The 16,919-nt window shown below is 41.5% G+C and carries 14 protein-coding genes; 4 read left to right on the top strand and 10 right to left on the bottom strand.

The genetic code is table 11. The features are described from left to right. Positions 1-10 precede the first annotated feature (10 nt). Positions 11-1,843: a hypothetical protein gene (locus FRE64_RS14175; protein ID WP_146296825.1), complete on the top strand. Its 1,833-nt coding sequence runs from the start codon at positions 11-13 to the stop codon at positions 1,841-1,843. A 21-nt stretch (positions 1,844-1,864) separates the two neighbouring features. Here FRE64_RS14175 and FRE64_RS14170 read toward each other — a convergent pair whose 3' ends face one another. The 4 genes from FRE64_RS14170 to tsaE all read right to left on the bottom strand — a co-directional run bounded on the left by FRE64_RS14170 (position 1,865) and on the right by tsaE (position 4,863). Beyond that, positions 1,865-3,172 carry a glutamate-5-semialdehyde dehydrogenase gene (locus FRE64_RS14170; RefSeq protein ID WP_146296824.1) on the bottom strand — a complete coding sequence of 436 codons (1,308 nt, stop codon included), beginning with the start codon at positions 3,170-3,172 and terminating at the stop codon, positions 1,865-1,867. A 68-nt stretch (positions 3,173-3,240) separates the two neighbouring features. Next, complete coding sequence (locus tag FRE64_RS14165) at positions 3,241-3,711, bottom strand: DUF29 domain-containing protein (protein ID WP_146296823.1); 471 nt, start codon at positions 3,709-3,711, stop codon at positions 3,241-3,243. 12 nt (positions 3,712-3,723) lie between these two features. Continuing rightward, entirely contained in the window at positions 3,724-4,110 is a 387-nt protein-coding gene (locus FRE64_RS14160) for a hypothetical protein (protein ID WP_146296822.1), read from the bottom strand. A 273-nt stretch (positions 4,111-4,383) separates the two neighbouring features. Further along, complete coding sequence (tsaE, locus tag FRE64_RS14155) at positions 4,384-4,863, bottom strand: tRNA (adenosine(37)-N6)-threonylcarbamoyltransferase complex ATPase subunit type 1 TsaE (protein ID WP_146297374.1); 480 nt, start codon at positions 4,861-4,863, stop codon at positions 4,384-4,386. Between the two features lie 175 nt (positions 4,864-5,038). On the opposite strand from tsaE, the gene FRE64_RS14150 reads away from it, so the two are divergent. Then, positions 5,039-8,674, top strand: coding sequence for a diguanylate cyclase domain-containing protein (locus FRE64_RS14150; RefSeq protein ID WP_146296821.1), 3,636 nt, complete (start codon positions 5,039-5,041; stop codon positions 8,672-8,674). 16 nt (positions 8,675-8,690) lie between these two features. On the opposite strand, the gene FRE64_RS14145 is transcribed toward FRE64_RS14150, so the two are convergent. The 3 genes from FRE64_RS14145 to FRE64_RS14135 form a co-directional block, all read right to left on the bottom strand. Beyond that, positions 8,691-9,104: a hypothetical protein gene (locus FRE64_RS14145; protein WP_146296820.1), complete on the bottom strand. Its 414-nt coding sequence runs from the start codon at positions 9,102-9,104 to the stop codon at positions 8,691-8,693. A 3-nt stretch (positions 9,105-9,107) separates the two neighbouring features. Further along, entirely contained in the window at positions 9,108-9,839 is a 732-nt protein-coding gene (locus FRE64_RS14140; protein ID WP_146296819.1) for a PspA/IM30 family protein, read from the bottom strand. Between the two features lie 69 nt (positions 9,840-9,908). After that, positions 9,909-10,103 (bottom strand): hypothetical protein, encoded by a 195-nt coding sequence (locus FRE64_RS14135; protein ID WP_146296818.1) that lies wholly within the window; start codon positions 10,101-10,103, stop codon positions 9,909-9,911. A 133-nt stretch (positions 10,104-10,236) separates the two neighbouring features. Here FRE64_RS14135 and FRE64_RS14130 point away from each other — a divergent pair, with 133 nt between their 5' ends. Beyond that, complete coding sequence (locus FRE64_RS14130; RefSeq protein WP_146296817.1) at positions 10,237-11,280, top strand: hypothetical protein; 1,044 nt, start codon at positions 10,237-10,239, stop codon at positions 11,278-11,280. Positions 11,281-11,567: 287 nt separating this feature from the next. Here FRE64_RS14130 and FRE64_RS14125 read toward each other — a convergent pair whose 3' ends face one another. The 3 genes from FRE64_RS14125 to FRE64_RS14115 form a co-directional block, all read right to left on the bottom strand. After that, complete coding sequence (locus FRE64_RS14125; protein WP_146296816.1) at positions 11,568-12,176, bottom strand: low-complexity tail membrane protein; 609 nt, start codon at positions 12,174-12,176, stop codon at positions 11,568-11,570. A gap of 123 nt (positions 12,177-12,299) precedes the next feature. After that, complete coding sequence (infB, locus tag FRE64_RS14120; RefSeq protein ID WP_146296815.1) at positions 12,300-15,428, bottom strand: translation initiation factor IF-2; 3,129 nt, start codon at positions 15,426-15,428, stop codon at positions 12,300-12,302. A 209-nt stretch (positions 15,429-15,637) separates the two neighbouring features. Continuing rightward, positions 15,638-15,919, bottom strand: coding sequence for a YlxR family protein (locus tag FRE64_RS14115; protein ID WP_146296814.1), 282 nt, complete (start codon positions 15,917-15,919; stop codon positions 15,638-15,640). Positions 15,920-16,006: 87 nt separating this feature from the next. Between FRE64_RS14115 and FRE64_RS14110 the strand changes: the two genes are divergently transcribed. Further along, complete coding sequence (locus FRE64_RS14110) at positions 16,007-16,918, top strand: alpha/beta fold hydrolase (RefSeq protein WP_146296813.1); 912 nt, start codon at positions 16,007-16,009, stop codon at positions 16,916-16,918. The last annotated feature ends 1 nt before the right edge of the window (position 16,919 follow it).

The raw sequence follows: 16,919 nt of genomic DNA, 5'->3' as shown, positions 1-16,919 counted from the left end.
ATTAGCAACTATGACGGAAACAAATTTCACTCAATATGCCGTTATTCTCGGTGAATATCTTTTACAATCCCCCTCTCAAACTAAGGAGTTAATTGCTCAAAATGTTGAAGCGTCTCTTAAGTATTTTCTCAATTTTATTAATAAAGAGGTTTTAATCAATTTTGCTACGGAACAATTAGAGATAGCAAAAATTCCTAAGAAGACTAAAAAAGATGAAATCATTAATTTAGTGATTAAAACGGCTGATTATCAAAGCTTAAAAGAGTTTTTTAGCGAAAATACTGATTCTTTTGCGTTACATCCGACTCAGCTAGAAGCAATTTTAGCGTGTTCCAAAACCGAACGCAGGCGGTGGACAGAGGAGGAACGCTTACCGATTTTATACTATGATGAGTTTAAGTATGGCGTTTATCCAGTTTATGATTTAGTGGGGACGGTTGCCCTCCGAGATCAGGTTTCTCAATGGCGACAAGAATATGAACAAAAAAAGTCTCAACGCAGGAAGGAAGCTGCTAAAGTTGCTAAAACCAGTCGCCAGCAATCTAACAAGCAACGGGAAGAGAAATTATTAAAGTTAGAGTTAGATAAAAAATATTGGGGGAATTTTGCGGAACTTTTTGAGTTAGCTTATTGGGTAGTTGTGGGGCATCAACTGAGTGAACTTTATCGCGATAAGGCAAAACGCGCTAAAACTAAGGGGCAAAAATATTGTCAAACGGCACAGGAATTAGAAACGTTTAAGGGGAGCGCGATCGCGCTTCTTGCTTGCTCTAATTATACCACCCTAAATTTTCATTTTTCTGGTGATTATCCCCCCGATATTGTGTGGCATCAACAAGGTTGGACTGCTTATTTTGAAGCGGAGACAGGAAAAAATAATCTCAAAGGGTTTTATATTTGTGAGTTAAAAGTGCCAACCATTTCTGAGAGAGCTTTATTTTTAATCCCCAGTCATAAGCAGGAACATTATGGGCTTCCTTTCCCTGAAAACTTAGTACCCAAAGAAATAGATAACCCACAAGCAAGTTATACATTTTGGCGAGAAGACACTCCTATTGAAGATGGTAAATTCTTTACTCCCAAGCAAGTGAAAGAAGCCATTAATCGCTGTTTAGCTACTCAAGATTTAGCAAAATTAGAAGCCAATCGAGAACAGAAATTTGCTCACTTAGCTCAAATTGCTAAAGATAACCGTGCCGAAATTTTGGAGGAACAACGTTACACCGCTACTTTATTTCGGAAGCAGTTTCAGCAACGCTTACAACAGCGAAAACATTATTGGTTAACCCATTTTCCCCAATTATCTCGTTATTTTGAATTAGCAGAATTAACTCGCTGGGTATCACGAGGGGCAAAAAGTTTACAGGAACATAATTTATCTGAAAGTGCTAATAAGTTTTATCAGTTGAAAAACCGCGCGATCGCGATTTTAAATACTTGCCCCTTAGCCAAATTAAGTTTTTATCGTCCCCAATATCCAGACTACGGTTACTATGATCATTACGAAGATCAGTTTATTGTCCAAGTTAAAGACTATTATGCTTTGTTTTCCACCGAAATTATCGTTCCCAACTCATCTCATGCTGATGACTGTTTTCAATTTCATACCCCTTACACCATTGGAAAAAACATTTTTCCTCCTATAAAAAATTTAGAACAAGTCAATCATGTAGAAAAACAAGGAAGGTTTCGCTTTGGTCATCCCCTAACTAATTTAGAACTATTAATTTTTAATCCAGAAGAGATTGAAAATCAAATATTAGGCTTACTTAACCAGTTTAGTGCAGAAGAAATTCACTATCGCCGTCAAGAAAAATTCAGCGATATTGCCCAAGAAAAGTAAAAAGAGATTTCAGGAGTTGCTTTACAAATCTTTGTGGGTAAAAGGTTTTGCATTCTCCCCACTATAGGTAGCCGCAATATGTCCATCTCCCGTAAGTTGATATTTATAAGTTACCAATCCTTCTAACCCCACTGGCCCTCTTGGAGGCATTTTTTGAGTGCTAATACCGACTTCTGCGCCAAAGCCATAACGAAAGCCATCGGAGAAACGAGTGGAACAGTTATGGAAGACTCCGGCGGCATCAACCTGATGGAGAAATGTTTGAGCAAGATTACTATTTTCAGTGATAATAGCTTCGGTATGTTTTGAGCTATAAGTTTGAATATGCGCGATCGCGCTTGCGGCACTTTCCACAACTTTAACGGCTAATATTAAGCCTCCATATTCAGTTTCCCAATCTGTTGCTGTGGCTTCTTCAATTTGCGGTAAAATTTGACGAGTTGCTTGATCACCGCGTAAAGTAACCCCTTTTTCGGTCATTGCTTTTTCCAGTAACGGTAAAACGTCCTTAGCAATAGCCTGGTGAACTAACAGGGTTTCTACTGCATTACAGGCTGCCGGATATTGGGTTTTAGAATCAACAGTCAGGGTAACCGCTTTGTTGAGATCAGCTTCTTGATCAATATAAATATGACAAATGCCATCGGCGTGTCCTAAAACAGGAATATTCGTGTTTTCCTGAATATAGCGGACAAAAGAATTAGAACCTCTGGGAATAATTAAATCAACATATTGATCTAAGGCTAATAACTCTTGAATTTCAGCGCGAGTGGTAAGAAGTTGCACTGCTTCTGGAGGAACATCCGTTTCTGCTAAAGCATTATGAATAACTTGGGTTAAAGTTTGACAAGAATTAAGGGCTTCTTTGCCTCCCTTTAAAATTACGCCATTCCCCGATTTAATCGCTAAACTAGTAATCTGAATGAGGGCATCGGGACGGGCTTCAAAAATGACTCCTAAGACTCCTAAGGGGCAAGTAAGGCGTTTTAAGATTAATCCTTTGTCAAGTTCGCGGTTAATTTGAGTGGTTCCAATGGGATCAGGGAGTTTAGCAACATCTTCAATACCAGCGATCGCGCTTTGTAATTTATTTTGATCTAACTTTAATCTGGCTTGTAGCGCTTCTGGAATGCCGTCGATTTTGGCTTGTTCACAGTCTTTGGCGTTGGCAGTAATAATGTCGTCTTGATAGGTAGATAGCGCCTGCGCGATCGCGCTTAATGCTTCGTTTCGTTGCTGTGTCGATAAGATAGCTAACTGTTTTGCGGCGTTTTGGGTTTGTTGAGCGAGACTTGATAAGGAATTAGGCGTTGTTTCTAGGGCAACCATCGAGATTCATATCACTAAACTCCGAGCTTCCCTATTTTATCGTACATTTTGATAAATTTGATACAAGGTTAGGAATTGGACTCAGGCAAAAAATCAAAGTCTATTACCTCTTCCCAAGTATAAGGACATTTTTCAGGAAACACCCTAGCCGAAAATTCTGTTTTTTTGATGACCGAACGTTTTGCTTTTTGATAACAGTTTTCCAAAATAGAGATTCCATAGTTATAAAGTGTCTTCGATCTTAGTAAAATTTCTAATTCAATCCGAAAATTATCAATTTCCTCTATCCATCCGCGCTCACAATAAACCTTTTCTGACTGCCAATATTGATACATTAATAAATTTTTAATCGTTTGAATTAGATAGCTTTCTACTTTATTTCTCTGTTCTCTCCCCAACGCCTCTATCTCCGCTAAAAGATTTTCCCAGTCTAAATTATTAATGTTTCCTTGCCGAATTTGTTCTGCTGTTTGGTCAATCCATAAAACAAAGTCTTTCTCATAAAGATCTTTTAAGGCTTGTGATGATTGAGCTACCATCTGATTTTCTCCCTAGGTTTTCTCTTCCCGTTTCAGTTGTTTAATTTTTTCGTCAGTGCAGTATTCTTTCAAGGTTCCTATATCATAAAGATCTGCTGCCATTTTCTGAAATTTAGGCTTTAAATCTTTGAGTAAGTCTTGAGCATAATCTTTAGCTTTATCTGTAAACCCATTTATATAAAACTTCTTCTGAAAATCTTCATAATACTGAGAGGAAATTTTATCGGTTATCTTTCTAATTGTTTCTTCTTTTTCTTCATTAGCATCATAACGAAGGCAAGCATATTCTCGTAATTCTCGTCTCTCTGATTTACCAATTGTGGCAGCATAAGCAAGATCAGGAAATAGAAGTAAAAAGGCAAGAAGGAAGCCAACCATTAATTGAGTAATTTTAAACATGGAAAATACTTTTTATTTAACTGAGGTATAGCAATCCTAAATCAGTTGTAAATTCCTGCATTTGATCCCCCCTTTAATTCCCCCCTTACTAAGGGGGGTGGGGGGGAAGCCTTCGGCACGGCTTTCAGCCTACGTAATGTTGAGCTAGTTTTTACAAATGAGATCATATTGCTATAGCAATTTTAATTTAGTTGTAAACTGCCACCTTAGTTCCCCCCTTTAATAAGGGGGGTTAGGGGGGATCACAAGTTAAGGGAGTGTTTACCAATGAGATCATATTGCTATATCTTTAATAATTTTAAAAATAGATAACCTTGCTTCAGAATTGTGAGGATAAAATTCTATTTTAGCTTGACGAGCAACCTCTGTTTGGAAGAGACTCACTTCTAGATAACTCTCTGGCAAATAAGGAAGTCGGTTTGCCCATTCAATAGCAGTAATCCCAGGGCGAACTTCTTTTCCTTCCCAGTAAGTTTCCGGAAATAAGCCTGCAATGGCTTCAGGACTTTCTAAGCGGTATAAGTCTAAATGGTAAAGGGGAAGCCGTCCTTGTTGATATTCATTAACTAAAGTAAAAGTAGGGCTAACAATGGGGATTGTTATGCCTAAACCTTCTCCTAAACCTTGCACAAAGGTGGTTTTTCCCGCCCCAAGTTCCCCAAATAATAAAATTACACTATTAGGAACAAGGATTTCTCCTAACTTATTTCCCAGTGCTTGAGTTGCTTCTGCATTGGCAAGGGTGATATTCATCACTATTGAGGTTATGCTACTGTGCAATGATGAGGAAGGTGTATTCTCGATATGACAGTTCCTTAACTAGCCCATTGTACCTCAAACGGATAATCATTAAATCTGGTAATTGTTACGATAGAAACATAAGAAATCATTATTTTAAGATCAAGTCCGCCCCATTTTAGTAACTTTCATGAAGAAATTGATTCAATCTGTATCACAACGCATTCAAGAAACCGTCCAGGAAATTAGTGAGTTTTTGGAAGTTGATCGAGTGGCAGTTTATCAATTTTTAGAGGATAAGAGCGGAGAAGTAATCGTAGAAAGCCTTGCTCAGAACGCCAATTTAGTCTCGCTATTAGGATTGCGCTTTCCAGCATCAGATATTCCTGAGGTAGCTCGGAAACGCTTTTTAGAGGAACAGGTGCGGGTTTTAGTGGATGTACCTTCTCAGCAACAAATTCAGCGACGCCCCAATCAACCCACTGCAAATGCTTATGTTAGTTCATCTCATTGTCATTTGAAATATTTAAAACAGTTGGGAATAGAAGCTAGTTTGACTTATCCCATTATTATCCAAGAGGAATTGTGGGGTTTACTGTTGATTCATGACAGTCGCTCTCATTGTTGGCAAAAAGGTGAGTTGACTATGTTAGAACTGCTAGGAGAGCGTTTAACATTATTACTGACAACAGAGATCTTATCCCATTATCAACAGGCGTTGCTACACCGTGAACAAACGCTAAAAAAGATTCGGAGTTTATTGCAAAATACAGCAAATCCTCCTCTAAACAAGCTTTTAGAAGTGGCAGTGAAAAGTCTCGGTGGTTGCGGCGGCAGAATTTATCTACAGGGATTGAGAGGAAAAAGTGAGGTTTATCAGTTTGGAAAGCAAGTCCCTTTAAGGCGGAGTGAAAAGGTAATTCCGAGTCAAGCAGGAGACATATTAGAGGAAAGCCAAGAGTGGCAAAAATGTTTGTTAGAAGCAGATCAAATGTCTTTTCCCGATGTGGGGATGTCAGTGTTGGCTTATGAACTGGATGCTAAAGCCTCCCCTCCCTATTCGGCTCTAATTATTCCCCTGATGGCAACGTCTTATCGAGAGGGATATTTAACCATTTTTCGAGAAAATGAACCAGAAACTATCTGGTGGGCTGGTCGTCCACCGAAATCTACTTTAGAAATGCGACAACTTCGGCCCTCTTTCTCTCCTTGGCAAGAAATTAAGAAAAAAGCCGCGATTGAGAGTTGGACAACTGAGGAAATGAAGTTAGGTAGCGCGATCGCGCAAACTTGGCAAGAGGGGTTTCAACAACAAAATTTAAATCAGGACATAATCTGGAAAACTCATAACCGTTCTTTGATAGAGTTACCGAATCGTCAAGACTTTACAGAGAAATTAAAATCCTTGACCACAGAAGCAACTGAGAAACAAGATTTATTTGCGGTGATCTTTTTGGATTTAGATCGCTTTCAGCAGGTGAATAATACCCTTGGGCATAACGCTGGAGATGAACTCTTAAAATTAGTGTCAAAACGCCTGCAAAACCACTTATCGGAAATAGAAGGCTTATTAGCCCATTGGCATGGGGATAAATTCGTTATTCTCTTGCAAAATTTAAACCATCTCAATAGTGCCGAAATTGAAAATCTGGTTAGAGAAATCGGGATGAGCTTCCAAGAACCGTTCTCTCTATTAGGACATGAAATTTATGTCAAGGGGAGTTGGGGGGTTGCCATTAGTCCCTATGATGGCACAGATGCCGAAACCCTTTTAATGAATGCAGAAACCGCCATGTATAGCGCGAAAGAACAAGGGAGAAACTGTTATCAGGTTTATAGCCCCTCGTTGCGATCGCCGCTTAACCCTCTCACCCTGGAAACCGAGATTCGCAATTCTCTGCAAAATGAAGATTTTTGCCTTTATTACCAGCCACAGGTGGATTTAGAAACTGGCAAAGTTACTGCGGTGGAAGCCCTCATTCGTTGGCAACATCCTGAACAAGGGTTGTTATCCCCTCAACATTTTATTCCCTTTGTGGAAGAAAGCGATCTCATTTGTGAAATTGGGCATTGGGTACTAAAAAAAGCCTGTCAGCAATTAGCCCAATGGCGAGAAAACGGACTTACAGAGTTGCGAGTTGCTATTAATATTTCTGCTCGTCAATTTCAACAAACTCATTTTGTTAATGTAATTCAACAAGTTTTAGAAGAAACAAATGTTCCTGCAGCAGGGTTAGAAATTGAAATCACTGAAACCACTGTAGCCCAAAATGTTGATCTCACTTATTGGACATTACAAAAGTTGCAAGAAATGGGAGTGAGTGTTGCCCTTGATGATTTTGGCATGGGGTATTCTTCCCTCAATGCCATTAAATCTTTTCCCCTAAATACCCTCAAAATTGATCGCACATTTATTAAAGAGATTAAAACCAGTGTGATTGACACTGCAATTGTCAATAGTGTGATAGCTTTGGCACAAGGCTTAAACCTGCGTTTAGTTGCTGAAGGGATGGAAAATCTACACCAATTAGATGCTCTACGTTCGATGTGTATTAATACCGATGGTGCTAAATCTTCTCAAGAGGTGCAAGGCTATTTCATTAGTCACCCTCTTTCTGCTGATGAGATGACCGAGTTTCTCTTTAATAGCGCGATCGAAAATTCCATCTTTGATCTACAAATTGGTCAAATTAGCAACTCTGAAAATATGGAAAATAGCCCTCAACTCCCTAGTGGTGATTCTAAAGCTCCTTCTTCCTCCCTGCAACAACTGTTTACTCAAACGCGACGGGAACAGCTGATTGCTGAGATTAGCCAACAAGTTCATGCTTCGTTAGATTTAGAGGAAATTTTCCAAGTAACTGTAAAAGAAATTCAGGAATTTTTAGAAACTGATCGGGTTATCCTTTATCAATTTCAAGAAGACTGGAGTGGAACAATTGTCACTGAATCGGTGATTGAGCCTTGGGATTCCCTATTAGACCAAACTATTGAGGATCCTTGTTTTGAAACTAAATCTGCGCCGTTATATAAAAATGGACGGGTTTTAGCGATTGAGGATATTGAAGCGAGCCAGATGACTCTTTGTTATAAAGAGATGTTACGCTCATTGCAAGTACGGGCTAATTTAGTGATTCCAATTTTACATCAAGAACAGTTGTGGGGGTTACTCATTGCCCATCATTGTCGAGATGTGCGCCTTTGGCATCCCAATGAAATCACTCTCTTAACTCAATTGGCAACTCAAGTGGGTGTCGCTATTCATCAGGCAGAACTTTACCAACAACTACAACAGGCGAATAAGAAGTTAGAAGAACTTGCGATTAAAGATGGTTTAACCCAACTTTATAATCGACGCTGGTTTGATGAAATGTTAGATCACCACTGGCAACGGTTACAACGGGAGCAGAAACCATTATCTCTAATTTTGTGCGATATTGATGAGTTTAAGGTGTTTAATGATCATTATGGGCATCAGTGGGGAGATGATTGTCTCAGACAGGTGGCTCAGGCGTTGCGAAGTGTTGCTTATCGAGTAGATGATTGCGTTGCTCGTTATGGGGGGGAAGAGTTTGCGATTATTCTTCCCGGCACTCCTAAGGAAAAAGCCTTTGTTGTTGCAGAAAGAGCGCGGAAAGCGGTGGCGGATCTCAATCTTTCTCATGAAAAATCCTCGGTTAAATCCTATGTGACTCTCAGTTTAGGAATCGGTTGTGTAATTCCTAGTGAGAACCATAGTCGTAAAGAGTTAATTCGAGATGCAGATCAAGCCCTTTATGAGGCAAAGTTACAGGGGCGCGATCGAATCTGTGATTCGGCAGCCTAAAGCGCGATCGCGCTTGTTAAACTTCCTCAGCTTTGAGTTCTTGCAGTTTTTGTGTCCATTGAGCCGCGAGCGAGACTTCTGTAAAGGGAATCATCACAGTTTCCCCTTGCTTAAAGGTAAAGGCAATACTAGGCTTACCACGGCGAGGAGGATCATCAAGAGAAATGGATTCTCCATTGACCAAGAGATCAATCTTGCTTACTTCTTTTAAGGAAAAACTTTCTAGAGCCTGGGGAAAAGGATGGGCAGGTTTTCCCCAAGTGATGGTGTCGTCTTTTTGCCCTAAAACCGCTTTAATATCATACTTCGCGCGATCGAATTGTTCGGCCCACAAACGATATGCTTCCACTTTCTGATACTCATGCCATCCTGCCCAAGCCAAGCCAATGAAAATTCCCAATAACGGAAGCCAGATTAATCCCCGTTCCATGAATTATTGTTTTAATTCTGAGCGTAGTTGTTCCAATTCTTGATCAACTTTTGCTTGTTGACCTTCTGGTAGATTTTTCTGCGCCGATTGAGATTTCATCTGTTGCAGTTCTGAATCGACATTACTTCCTTGTTCTAGGGCTGCAAATTGCTTTTCTATATCGTCTTGCCCAAGTTCTTGGCTGGCTTCGGCGGAGGCTTCCATCTCCATCACCTTTTCTTCCATTTGCTCAAAGGCACTGAGAGAGCTACCAGCATTTACCCCCTGCATCATATCATTGAGGCGTTGGGTGGTTTCAGCCGAGCGCGCTCTGGCAATATACATATCTTTCTTGGTTTTTGCCTCAGAAATTTTATTTTCCAGCTTCCGCATATCAGATTTTAATTTATCAATCACCTGATTTTGTTGTGAAAGCTGTGCTTCCAAACTTTCTGCAGTTTGCTGATGATTTTGGCGACGGGTCAGGGCTTCTCGGGCTAACTCTTCATTCCCTTTTTCTAAAGCTAGTTGAGCCCGTTTTTTCCATTCTTCGGCGGTACTACGCGCTTGAGAGGCTTGGCGCTCGGTGCGTTTCTGAGAGGCAATGGCTTGAGCCACCGCTTGTCTCAGCTTGACCAAGTCTTGCTGCATATCCGCCACTGCTTGTTCTAGGATTTTTTCGGGATCTTCTGCTTTGTTTAATAAGCTATTGAGATTTGCCCGAATCACTCGCCAGATTCGTTGTAAAACACTCATTCTCTTTACTGCTACTATAATTGAGTCTTCTTATGATGATAACGTTTTACCAATGACGGATGGAGAAATCTAATAAGCAAGGGTTTCTAAGGTTTCCCGTAAGTAAGCCCGAACTTGCTCATCTAATTCATCGGGAGAAGATTGAAGCCCTTTTTCAAGTTGCCAGCTTTTAAAGCCGGAACTAGCAGCGATCGCGATTCGTAAGTTTTCCCAATTGGGTTGGTCTTTGGAAAATTCTTGTTGTTTGAGAGTTGCGTTAGTCATAACCCTTAATTAGTGAACTTTACTTTCTAGCATACCTCACAGATGTTTGTGGTTTCTGCTGTTTGCGATACATTATAAGGATATTACTATTAGAAGATTTAATGTTATCCCAAGATGATAAGGAGAAGTTAAAATGGGCGTTAAACTCTACTTAGGGGAAGCTGTAGGGCTTCTGTTAAAAACGTTACCCTTTATTTGGATCAGGCTTGGCACTTATGCCTTGCTTGGGTTAGGGTTAAGCATTTATTTTGCTGTTGCTGCTGGGGTAGCCTGGCTATTAGGGCAAGTTTTAGGGATTTTAGGAGTCATTGTGTTTTTAGCTGCCTTTGGCGGGGCTTGGGCATTAGTACGCTGGGCAAAACGATATTTTTTCTATTTATTGCAAGCAGCGCATATTGCCGTCATGACTGAGTATATTGTCTATGGTCGCGCCCCTGAAGGGTCACAAGTCCAGTATGGTCGTCGGCAAGTGATGGACCGCTTTCGTGACGTTAGTTTAATGTTTGCAGTGGATCTCATGATTGATGGCATTGTTAAACGCATCAATCGGACTGTTGCTAGCATAACAGGATTATTACCAATCCCTAACTTAGATAATCTTAATAAAATTATTGCCCAAGTGTCTAAGTTTGCCACCACCTATATTGACGAAGCAATTTTAAGTCGCGCTTACCAGTATCGAGAGAAAAATGTCTGGGCAGTTGCCCAAGATGGGATTATTTTATACGCCCAGGCTTGGAAACCTGTACTGGCGAATGCGGTGGCTTTGACAATTATTAACTATTTAGAAATGGCAGTGGTATTAGTCATATTAGCGATTCCAGCCATTATTTTAGGAGCAATTATTCCCTTTGAGCCAGTTCGGGTATTCTTAGGGCTATTGGTTCTAGTTGGAACATGGATGTTTAAGTTAGCAGTTTCTGATGCCTATGCCATGGCAGCCACTCTTCTAGCTTATCACCGTTCTATTGAAGGTGTGGAACCTAATCCTGATTGGAAAGAGCGTTTAGAGGGGATGAGTGATCAATTTCGTCAACTTACTGATCGCGCTTCTTCTGCTGTTGCCGGGAAAGAAACGGCTTCGGGAGAACCAGAGTCATCAGAGAGCGATCCCGCTACCTCTAATGAAGGCTCAGAAACCGATCCTAGCTCAACCGATAAAAATCCAGAATCTTAACTAGCCGTTCTCAGAAGTCTCCCGACAGAATCTTTGATTTGTCGGTGAGATGAATGAGAACAGTCGTGCTATAATCGAAAAATCTTCGGATGGGGAACTTTTTTCGGCGAAAACCAAGCCAAGATATAAAAGAATTTTTGATTCTCTTCCATCCAATTATCTATAAAGCTCGGGAGCCGGGCTGTTCGCCTATCGCCTTGGTGTAAGACTTCTCTTGTCCTATGATTAGAAAAGCAACCGATTGGGTAGGAAGCTCCCGTTAGAATCTTCGATTTAACGGGAGTAGCTCACTTATTCTGGGACAACTGATTCTTATCCTCTACCAAGGAGGGTAAGATTTTTTTCACCCGTAACCCTGGAACAAAGTAATTACTAGTAATTTGTTCTGGGGGATCTGGGGTAAAGTTCTCTAACTGGGTGTTACTGGTCAAAAACACAGCCATAACACTCAAGGGAACTTGTAGGAAAAGATTACTGGCTAAAAACGCGATCGCGGCAACGAGTAAACCCACTGCATGATTTGGAAATGGCGTTACTGAAGCCACTAAAGGGCTATAACGGGCGATGAACCAGAGGGCAACTAAAAGCGCGATCGCGCCTAATCCTGTTAATACCCGATGCTTCGGGGTTTTAAATACTTTTAAGAGTTGTCGTTGTTGTTCACTGAGTTGATCAGGCTGCAAAGACAAGAAAAGAATACTAAAAATATCAAAAGGACGAGTCCACTGCATGAGGAGAATCGGAACGGTTCCCACTAAGGCAATAATTCCTAACTCCACTATCACAGGTAAAATCGGCTTTCCTGCGGCTAGTCCCAACCATACTAATTCTAGCCACAGGGGAAGAATAGCAAGTCCTGCAAAATGAATCCACAAATACGGTTCTTTTTTATACATTGTTTTTAGTCATTAGTCATTGGTTATTGGTCATTAGTCATTGGTCATTAGTCATTGGTCATTGGTTTACAAAGAACAACCGACCAATGACCAACAATAAGGGAAAAACATAGTAGCTAAAGGCTATTTCTTCCCGCTTAAGGAACGACGTTTCATGACCATCTCATAGGCTTCGATGATATCACCTTCTTGCCAGCCATTGAACTTGTTAGAACCAACGCCGCATTCAAAGCCAGTTTGAACTTCTTTCACATCATCCTTCACCCGTTTTAGGGAGTCTATATTGCCGTCATAAACCACTTCGCCATTGCGACGAACTCGCATCCGACGGTTACGAACTAAACGCCCAGACTGCACATAACAGCCAGCTGCATTACCACGTCCAACTGGGAAGACAGCTCGCACCTCAGCAGTTCCTAAGGGAGATTCTACCTCTTCCGGATCAAGGAGTCCTTCCATTGCCCCTTGAATTTCATCAAGGAGTTTATAGATAATGTCATATTCGCGAACATCAACTCCCTCTTGATCGGCGGCAGTTTTGGCATTAGAAGCAAGGGTAGTATTAAAGCCAATAATCACTGCCCCACTTGCAGCGGCTAAGTCAACGTCCGTTTCTGTCACTTCTCCAGGAGCTGCAAATAGTACCCGAATTTGCACTTCATCTTGAGGCAGTTGGGCAAGAGAGCTTTGGATTGCTTCTACTGAGCCTTGAACATCTGCTTTAATGATGAGGTTGAGTTCTTTAAGTTCTCCCTCTTGCGCTTGTTCAGAAACCCCACTGAGGGTAACCCGACGAGAGTTAGCTGCCCGTTGTAAGCGGGAAGTCCGCATTTGCTCGCTACGTTCTTCGGCAATAGCTCGGGCTTGTCTTTCATCGGCATAAACATCAAACTCATCCCCAGCAGAGGGAACTTCACTTAAACCTAAAATTTCTACTGCAAACGAGGGGCTGGCAGCTTCTACTCGCTGACCACGGTCATCAATCATGGCGCGAATTTTACCAAAACAAGGACCCGCAACAATCACATCTCCAAGTCGCAGTGTTCCATTTTGTACCAGTAAGGTAGCAACTGGTCCGCGAGCGCGATCGAGATTGGCTTCAATGACAGTGCCTCTTGCTAGGCGATCAGGGTTTGCAGAGAGTTCTTCTAACTCTGCAACCAGACTAATCATTTCTAACAATTCATCTAAGTTTTCTCCTGTAATGGCACTAACGCCCACCATGGGAGTTTCACCGCCCCATTCTTCGGGAACTAAGCCATGTTCGGTCAACTCTTGTTTAACGCGATCGGGGTTTGACCCTTCTTTATCAATCTTGTTAATGGCAACCACAATGGGAACACCTGCGGCTTTAGCGTGACTAATCGCTTCTTGTGTCTGTGGTTGTACTCCATCATCAGCAGCGACCACTAACACTGCAATATCAGTGACTTTTGCCCCTCGCGCGCGCATGGCGGTAAAGGCTTCGTGACCGGGGGTGTCGAGGAATACCACCTGCTTGGTTTCTCCCTCATGTTCCACATCCACATGGTAAGCCCCCGTATGCTGGGTAATGCCACCTGCTTCCCCTTCGGCAACTTTGGTTTGACGAATGGAGTCGAGAAGACTGGTTTTTCCGTGATCCACGTGACCCATAATTGTTACCACTGGCGGACGAGATTGGAGGTTTTCCAAGTCCTCGTTGTCCAGCATTTCTGTTTTTTCTGCCCCTGATTTTTTTTCAGGGATCTCCACTTCGACCCCTAAATCCTCCGCAACTAAGCGGGCGGTTTCCATGTCTAGGGTTTGAGTAATATTAGCAGCAATGCCCTTGAAGAAGAGATTTTTAATAATTTCTGTCTCTGAGGCAACTAACATCTCGGCTAATTCCCAAACCGCTAGGTTATCACGGAGGGTAATTTTTTCTGGACGCTGTTTGGTTTCTTCTTTTTCTTGGCGTTGACTCCGTTGTTGAGAGCTACTTCCTTTATCTTTATTTTTCTTCGGTTTACTAGGACTCGATTTTTGAGGGGGTGACGATTCTTTTTGGAGAGCTTGCGGTTTCGGCGGACGTTCTAAAGAACGCAGCGCGATCAACTGTTCTTGAGAAGCGTCGTCTAAGTTTTCTTCATCATTTTCCAGAGCTAGTTCTTCCTCATCGTCATCCTCAATAATTGGTTTCGGACGGCGTTTTTTCTGGGCTTTAGCTTCTGCTTTTTCCGAGTCCTCTTCCTCTTCTTCCCATCGTTTTTTCTTGCCACCACGAGTAGGGGCTTCTACGTGTTTGGGACGAGGGCGCTTTGGCACGTCTAAGAAAATTTCATTCTCATCACTTGTGTCCTCTTCACTAGAGGTATCTTCCCCGTCAGCTTTAGCTGCTACCTCTTCTGGCGGAGCTTCTTTTTCATCTTTTACTCGTTTCGGTTTTGCCAGCATTTTTGGTTTTGCTGGTTTTTTCGGAGCAGGTTTTTCTTCTTTCTTCTCTTGGGCTACTTTTTCTGGTTTAGGCTCGTCTGGTTTTTCTGACTCCGGCTTTGGCTTTGATTTACTGGGAGAAGACTTTAAAGTAGGTTTTTCTACTTTTCTGGGCTTTTCTACTTTTTTACTCTCTGCTTTCTCTTCTTGAGCAGAAGATTTAGCTCCTTTTGGAGGTTTAGGTTTACTCGGGGGACCGATGAGTTCTGGTTTCTCTTCTTGAGCCGAAGGTTGCTTTTTACTTTGGGGAGCAGAAGCATCGGTTTTTACCTCAGGCTTTTCACTGCTTTGAGATTTTTCCACTTCCAAGTTTTCTTGAGTTGATGCTGATGACACTGGTTGCAGGTTGGGCTTAGAGGGTTCCTCTTTTTGGGAAACGGTTGAGGAAGTTTCCTCAGAGGTTTTTTTCATTTGTGGTTTAGGCTTGATATCTTTCTTCTCTTCTACTTGGCTAGTGTTTCGACGTGGGGGAGTCATTAGTTGATGGGAAGGACTGTCTTGTTCTGATGAAGAATTTTCCTCCCTTTGTTTATTATGTCGAACTTCTAAAATTTGTTGCTTACCTTTTTTATTAGGTTTATTACTTTTGGCGTTGTTTTTGCCTTTACCATTCCTAAAATCTGATCTTCTAGTCACACCCGTTCGTTGAACATCAGCACGAATTCGCTGGGCATCTTCTTCTGGGATGGTACTACTATGACTTTTTGCGCCAATATTCAGTTTCTCGCAGATCTCTAAAACTTGCTTGTTATCGAGATCTAATTCTCTTGATAAATCGTAAATTCTGACCTTAGTCATCCACTAGCCCCCGTTGTTACTGTTTACTATTTTTTAGAGCATAAGCCAATATTTTTAATAAAGTGGTTTACTTCTATGTTGTATCACCTGAGTTCGGTGTTTAATCGGCTTCAGTTTGGTTTATGATGATTGATGAAAGTGAAGGTTCTTTCTCCTCTAATTTAACCCTGAGTTTTCTATTGTACCAACAATTTAAAGGTTATTGGAAGTTACCTAGCGGAAGTTGAAGGTTGAGGGGTTGAGACTTGGGCTACCTTTTCCCAGAGTTGCTCATAAATTTCTTCAGGAATTTGTGCTTTTAAGGCTCGTCCGAGACGGTTTTTGTGTTGGGCAGTTTTGAGACAATTCTCACAGGGGCAAATATAAGCGGAACGTCCCATCCCCTGATTGAGTTTAACAGTTCGTGAAGGATGGGTTCTCACAACTCGTAGAAATTCCTCTTTGGGCGCAACACGCCTACAACTAATGCAACGTCGATAATTTTTTTTCATTGCTCTACTTTCCAGAATGTGGCAATTGTTTGCAGATTTTATTTAAGCTAGGAAATAGATTGTTAATGAAACTTAACATTAAAGCAAATGGATGTGAATCAAGTAGTGTCAGCAAGAGAGTTGGGGAATTATTGGCAATGGCGAGGGCAAAATATTTACTATGTTGAAGCTGGGGAAGAGACTTCTGATTATCCGCCGATTTTGTTGATTCATGGTTTTGGGGCTTCCACCGATCATTGGCGCAAGAATATTGCAGAACTACAAGCTGATTTCAAGGTGTTTGCCATTGATTTACTAGGGTTTGGACGTTCTAGTAAGCCAGATTGGGTTTATAGTGGGCAGTTGTGGCAGGAACAACTCAGTGAGTTTATCCAAGAGGTGATCGGCAAGCCTGCCGTATTAGTGGGAAATTCTCTTGGGGGATATGCAGCCCTTTGTGTGGGGGGAAATTGCCCTCAATGGTCAAGGGGAGTAGTGTTACTCAATAGTGCTGGCCCTTTTTCTGATCAAGAGACTAATCAGCAAACCCTTCAATCCTTAACTTTAAAACAAAAGTTTCAGAAAGCAATTCGCTCTATCTTATTACAGCCTTGGAGTAGTTGGCTATTATTTCAATATGTCCGTCGTAAGTCCATGATTCGGAAAACTTTGGAGAAGGTTTATTTTGATTCTAGTGCGGTGACGGATCAGTTAGTAGAGGATATTTATCGTCCTTCTTGCGATCGCGGCGCGGCTAAGGTGTTTGCTTCTGTCTTTAAGAGTCCTAGAGGGGATAAGGTAGATGAATTATTACAACGGTTAGAAGTTCCCCTGTTACTGTTATGGGGAGAAAAAGACCCTTGGATGGATACCAAAGCGCGATCGCGCAAATTTCATCAACACTACGACATCCTTTCCGAACATTTCCTTAATGCTGGACATTGTCCCCATGATGAAGTTCCCCAACAGGTAAACACCCTCATTAAAGACTGGATTAATCAAGCCATTATTAAGCGTTAGC

Origin of the sequence: Euhalothece natronophila Z-M001 (assembly GCF_007904085.1) — a bacterium.
GTDB lineage: Bacteria > Cyanobacteriota > Cyanobacteriia > Cyanobacteriales > Rubidibacteraceae > Halothece > Halothece natronophila.
This window is presented reverse-complemented; position numbering and strand designations above follow the sequence as displayed.

Excerpts from the sequence above, each read along its gene's own strand:
- FRE64_RS14165 (WP_146296823.1), bottom strand. The coding sequence starts at position 3,711 with ATGGTAGCTCAATCATCACAAGCCTTAAAAGATCTTTATGAGAAAGAC.
- FRE64_RS14130 (WP_146296817.1), top strand. The coding sequence starts at position 10,237 with ATGGGCGTTAAACTCTACTTAGGGGAAGCTGTAGGGCTTCTGTTAAAA.
- FRE64_RS14150 (WP_146296821.1), top strand. The coding sequence starts at position 5,039 with ATGAAGAAATTGATTCAATCTGTATCACAACGCATTCAAGAAACCGTC.
- FRE64_RS14115 (WP_146296814.1), bottom strand. The coding sequence starts at position 15,919 with ATGAAAAAAAATTATCGACGTTGCATTAGTTGTAGGCGTGTTGCGCCC.
- FRE64_RS14125 (WP_146296816.1), bottom strand. The coding sequence starts at position 12,176 with ATGTATAAAAAAGAACCGTATTTGTGGATTCATTTTGCAGGACTTGCT.
- FRE64_RS14145 (WP_146296820.1), bottom strand. The coding sequence starts at position 9,104 with ATGGAACGGGGATTAATCTGGCTTCCGTTATTGGGAATTTTCATTGGC.
- FRE64_RS14175 (WP_146296825.1), top strand. The coding sequence starts at position 11 with ATGACGGAAACAAATTTCACTCAATATGCCGTTATTCTCGGTGAATAT.
- FRE64_RS14135 (WP_146296818.1), bottom strand. The coding sequence starts at position 10,103 with ATGACTAACGCAACTCTCAAACAACAAGAATTTTCCAAAGACCAACCC.
- FRE64_RS14170 (WP_146296824.1), bottom strand. The coding sequence starts at position 3,172 with ATGGTTGCCCTAGAAACAACGCCTAATTCCTTATCAAGTCTCGCTCAA.
- tsaE (WP_146297374.1), bottom strand. The coding sequence starts at position 4,863 with ATGAATATCACCCTTGCCAATGCAGAAGCAACTCAAGCACTGGGAAAT.
- FRE64_RS14160 (WP_146296822.1), bottom strand. The coding sequence starts at position 4,110 with ATGTTTAAAATTACTCAATTAATGGTTGGCTTCCTTCTTGCCTTTTTA.
- infB (WP_146296815.1), bottom strand. The coding sequence starts at position 15,428 with ATGACTAAGGTCAGAATTTACGATTTATCAAGAGAATTAGATCTCGAT.
- FRE64_RS14140 (WP_146296819.1), bottom strand. The coding sequence starts at position 9,839 with ATGAGTGTTTTACAACGAATCTGGCGAGTGATTCGGGCAAATCTCAAT.
- FRE64_RS14110 (WP_146296813.1), top strand. The coding sequence starts at position 16,007 with ATGGATGTGAATCAAGTAGTGTCAGCAAGAGAGTTGGGGAATTATTGG.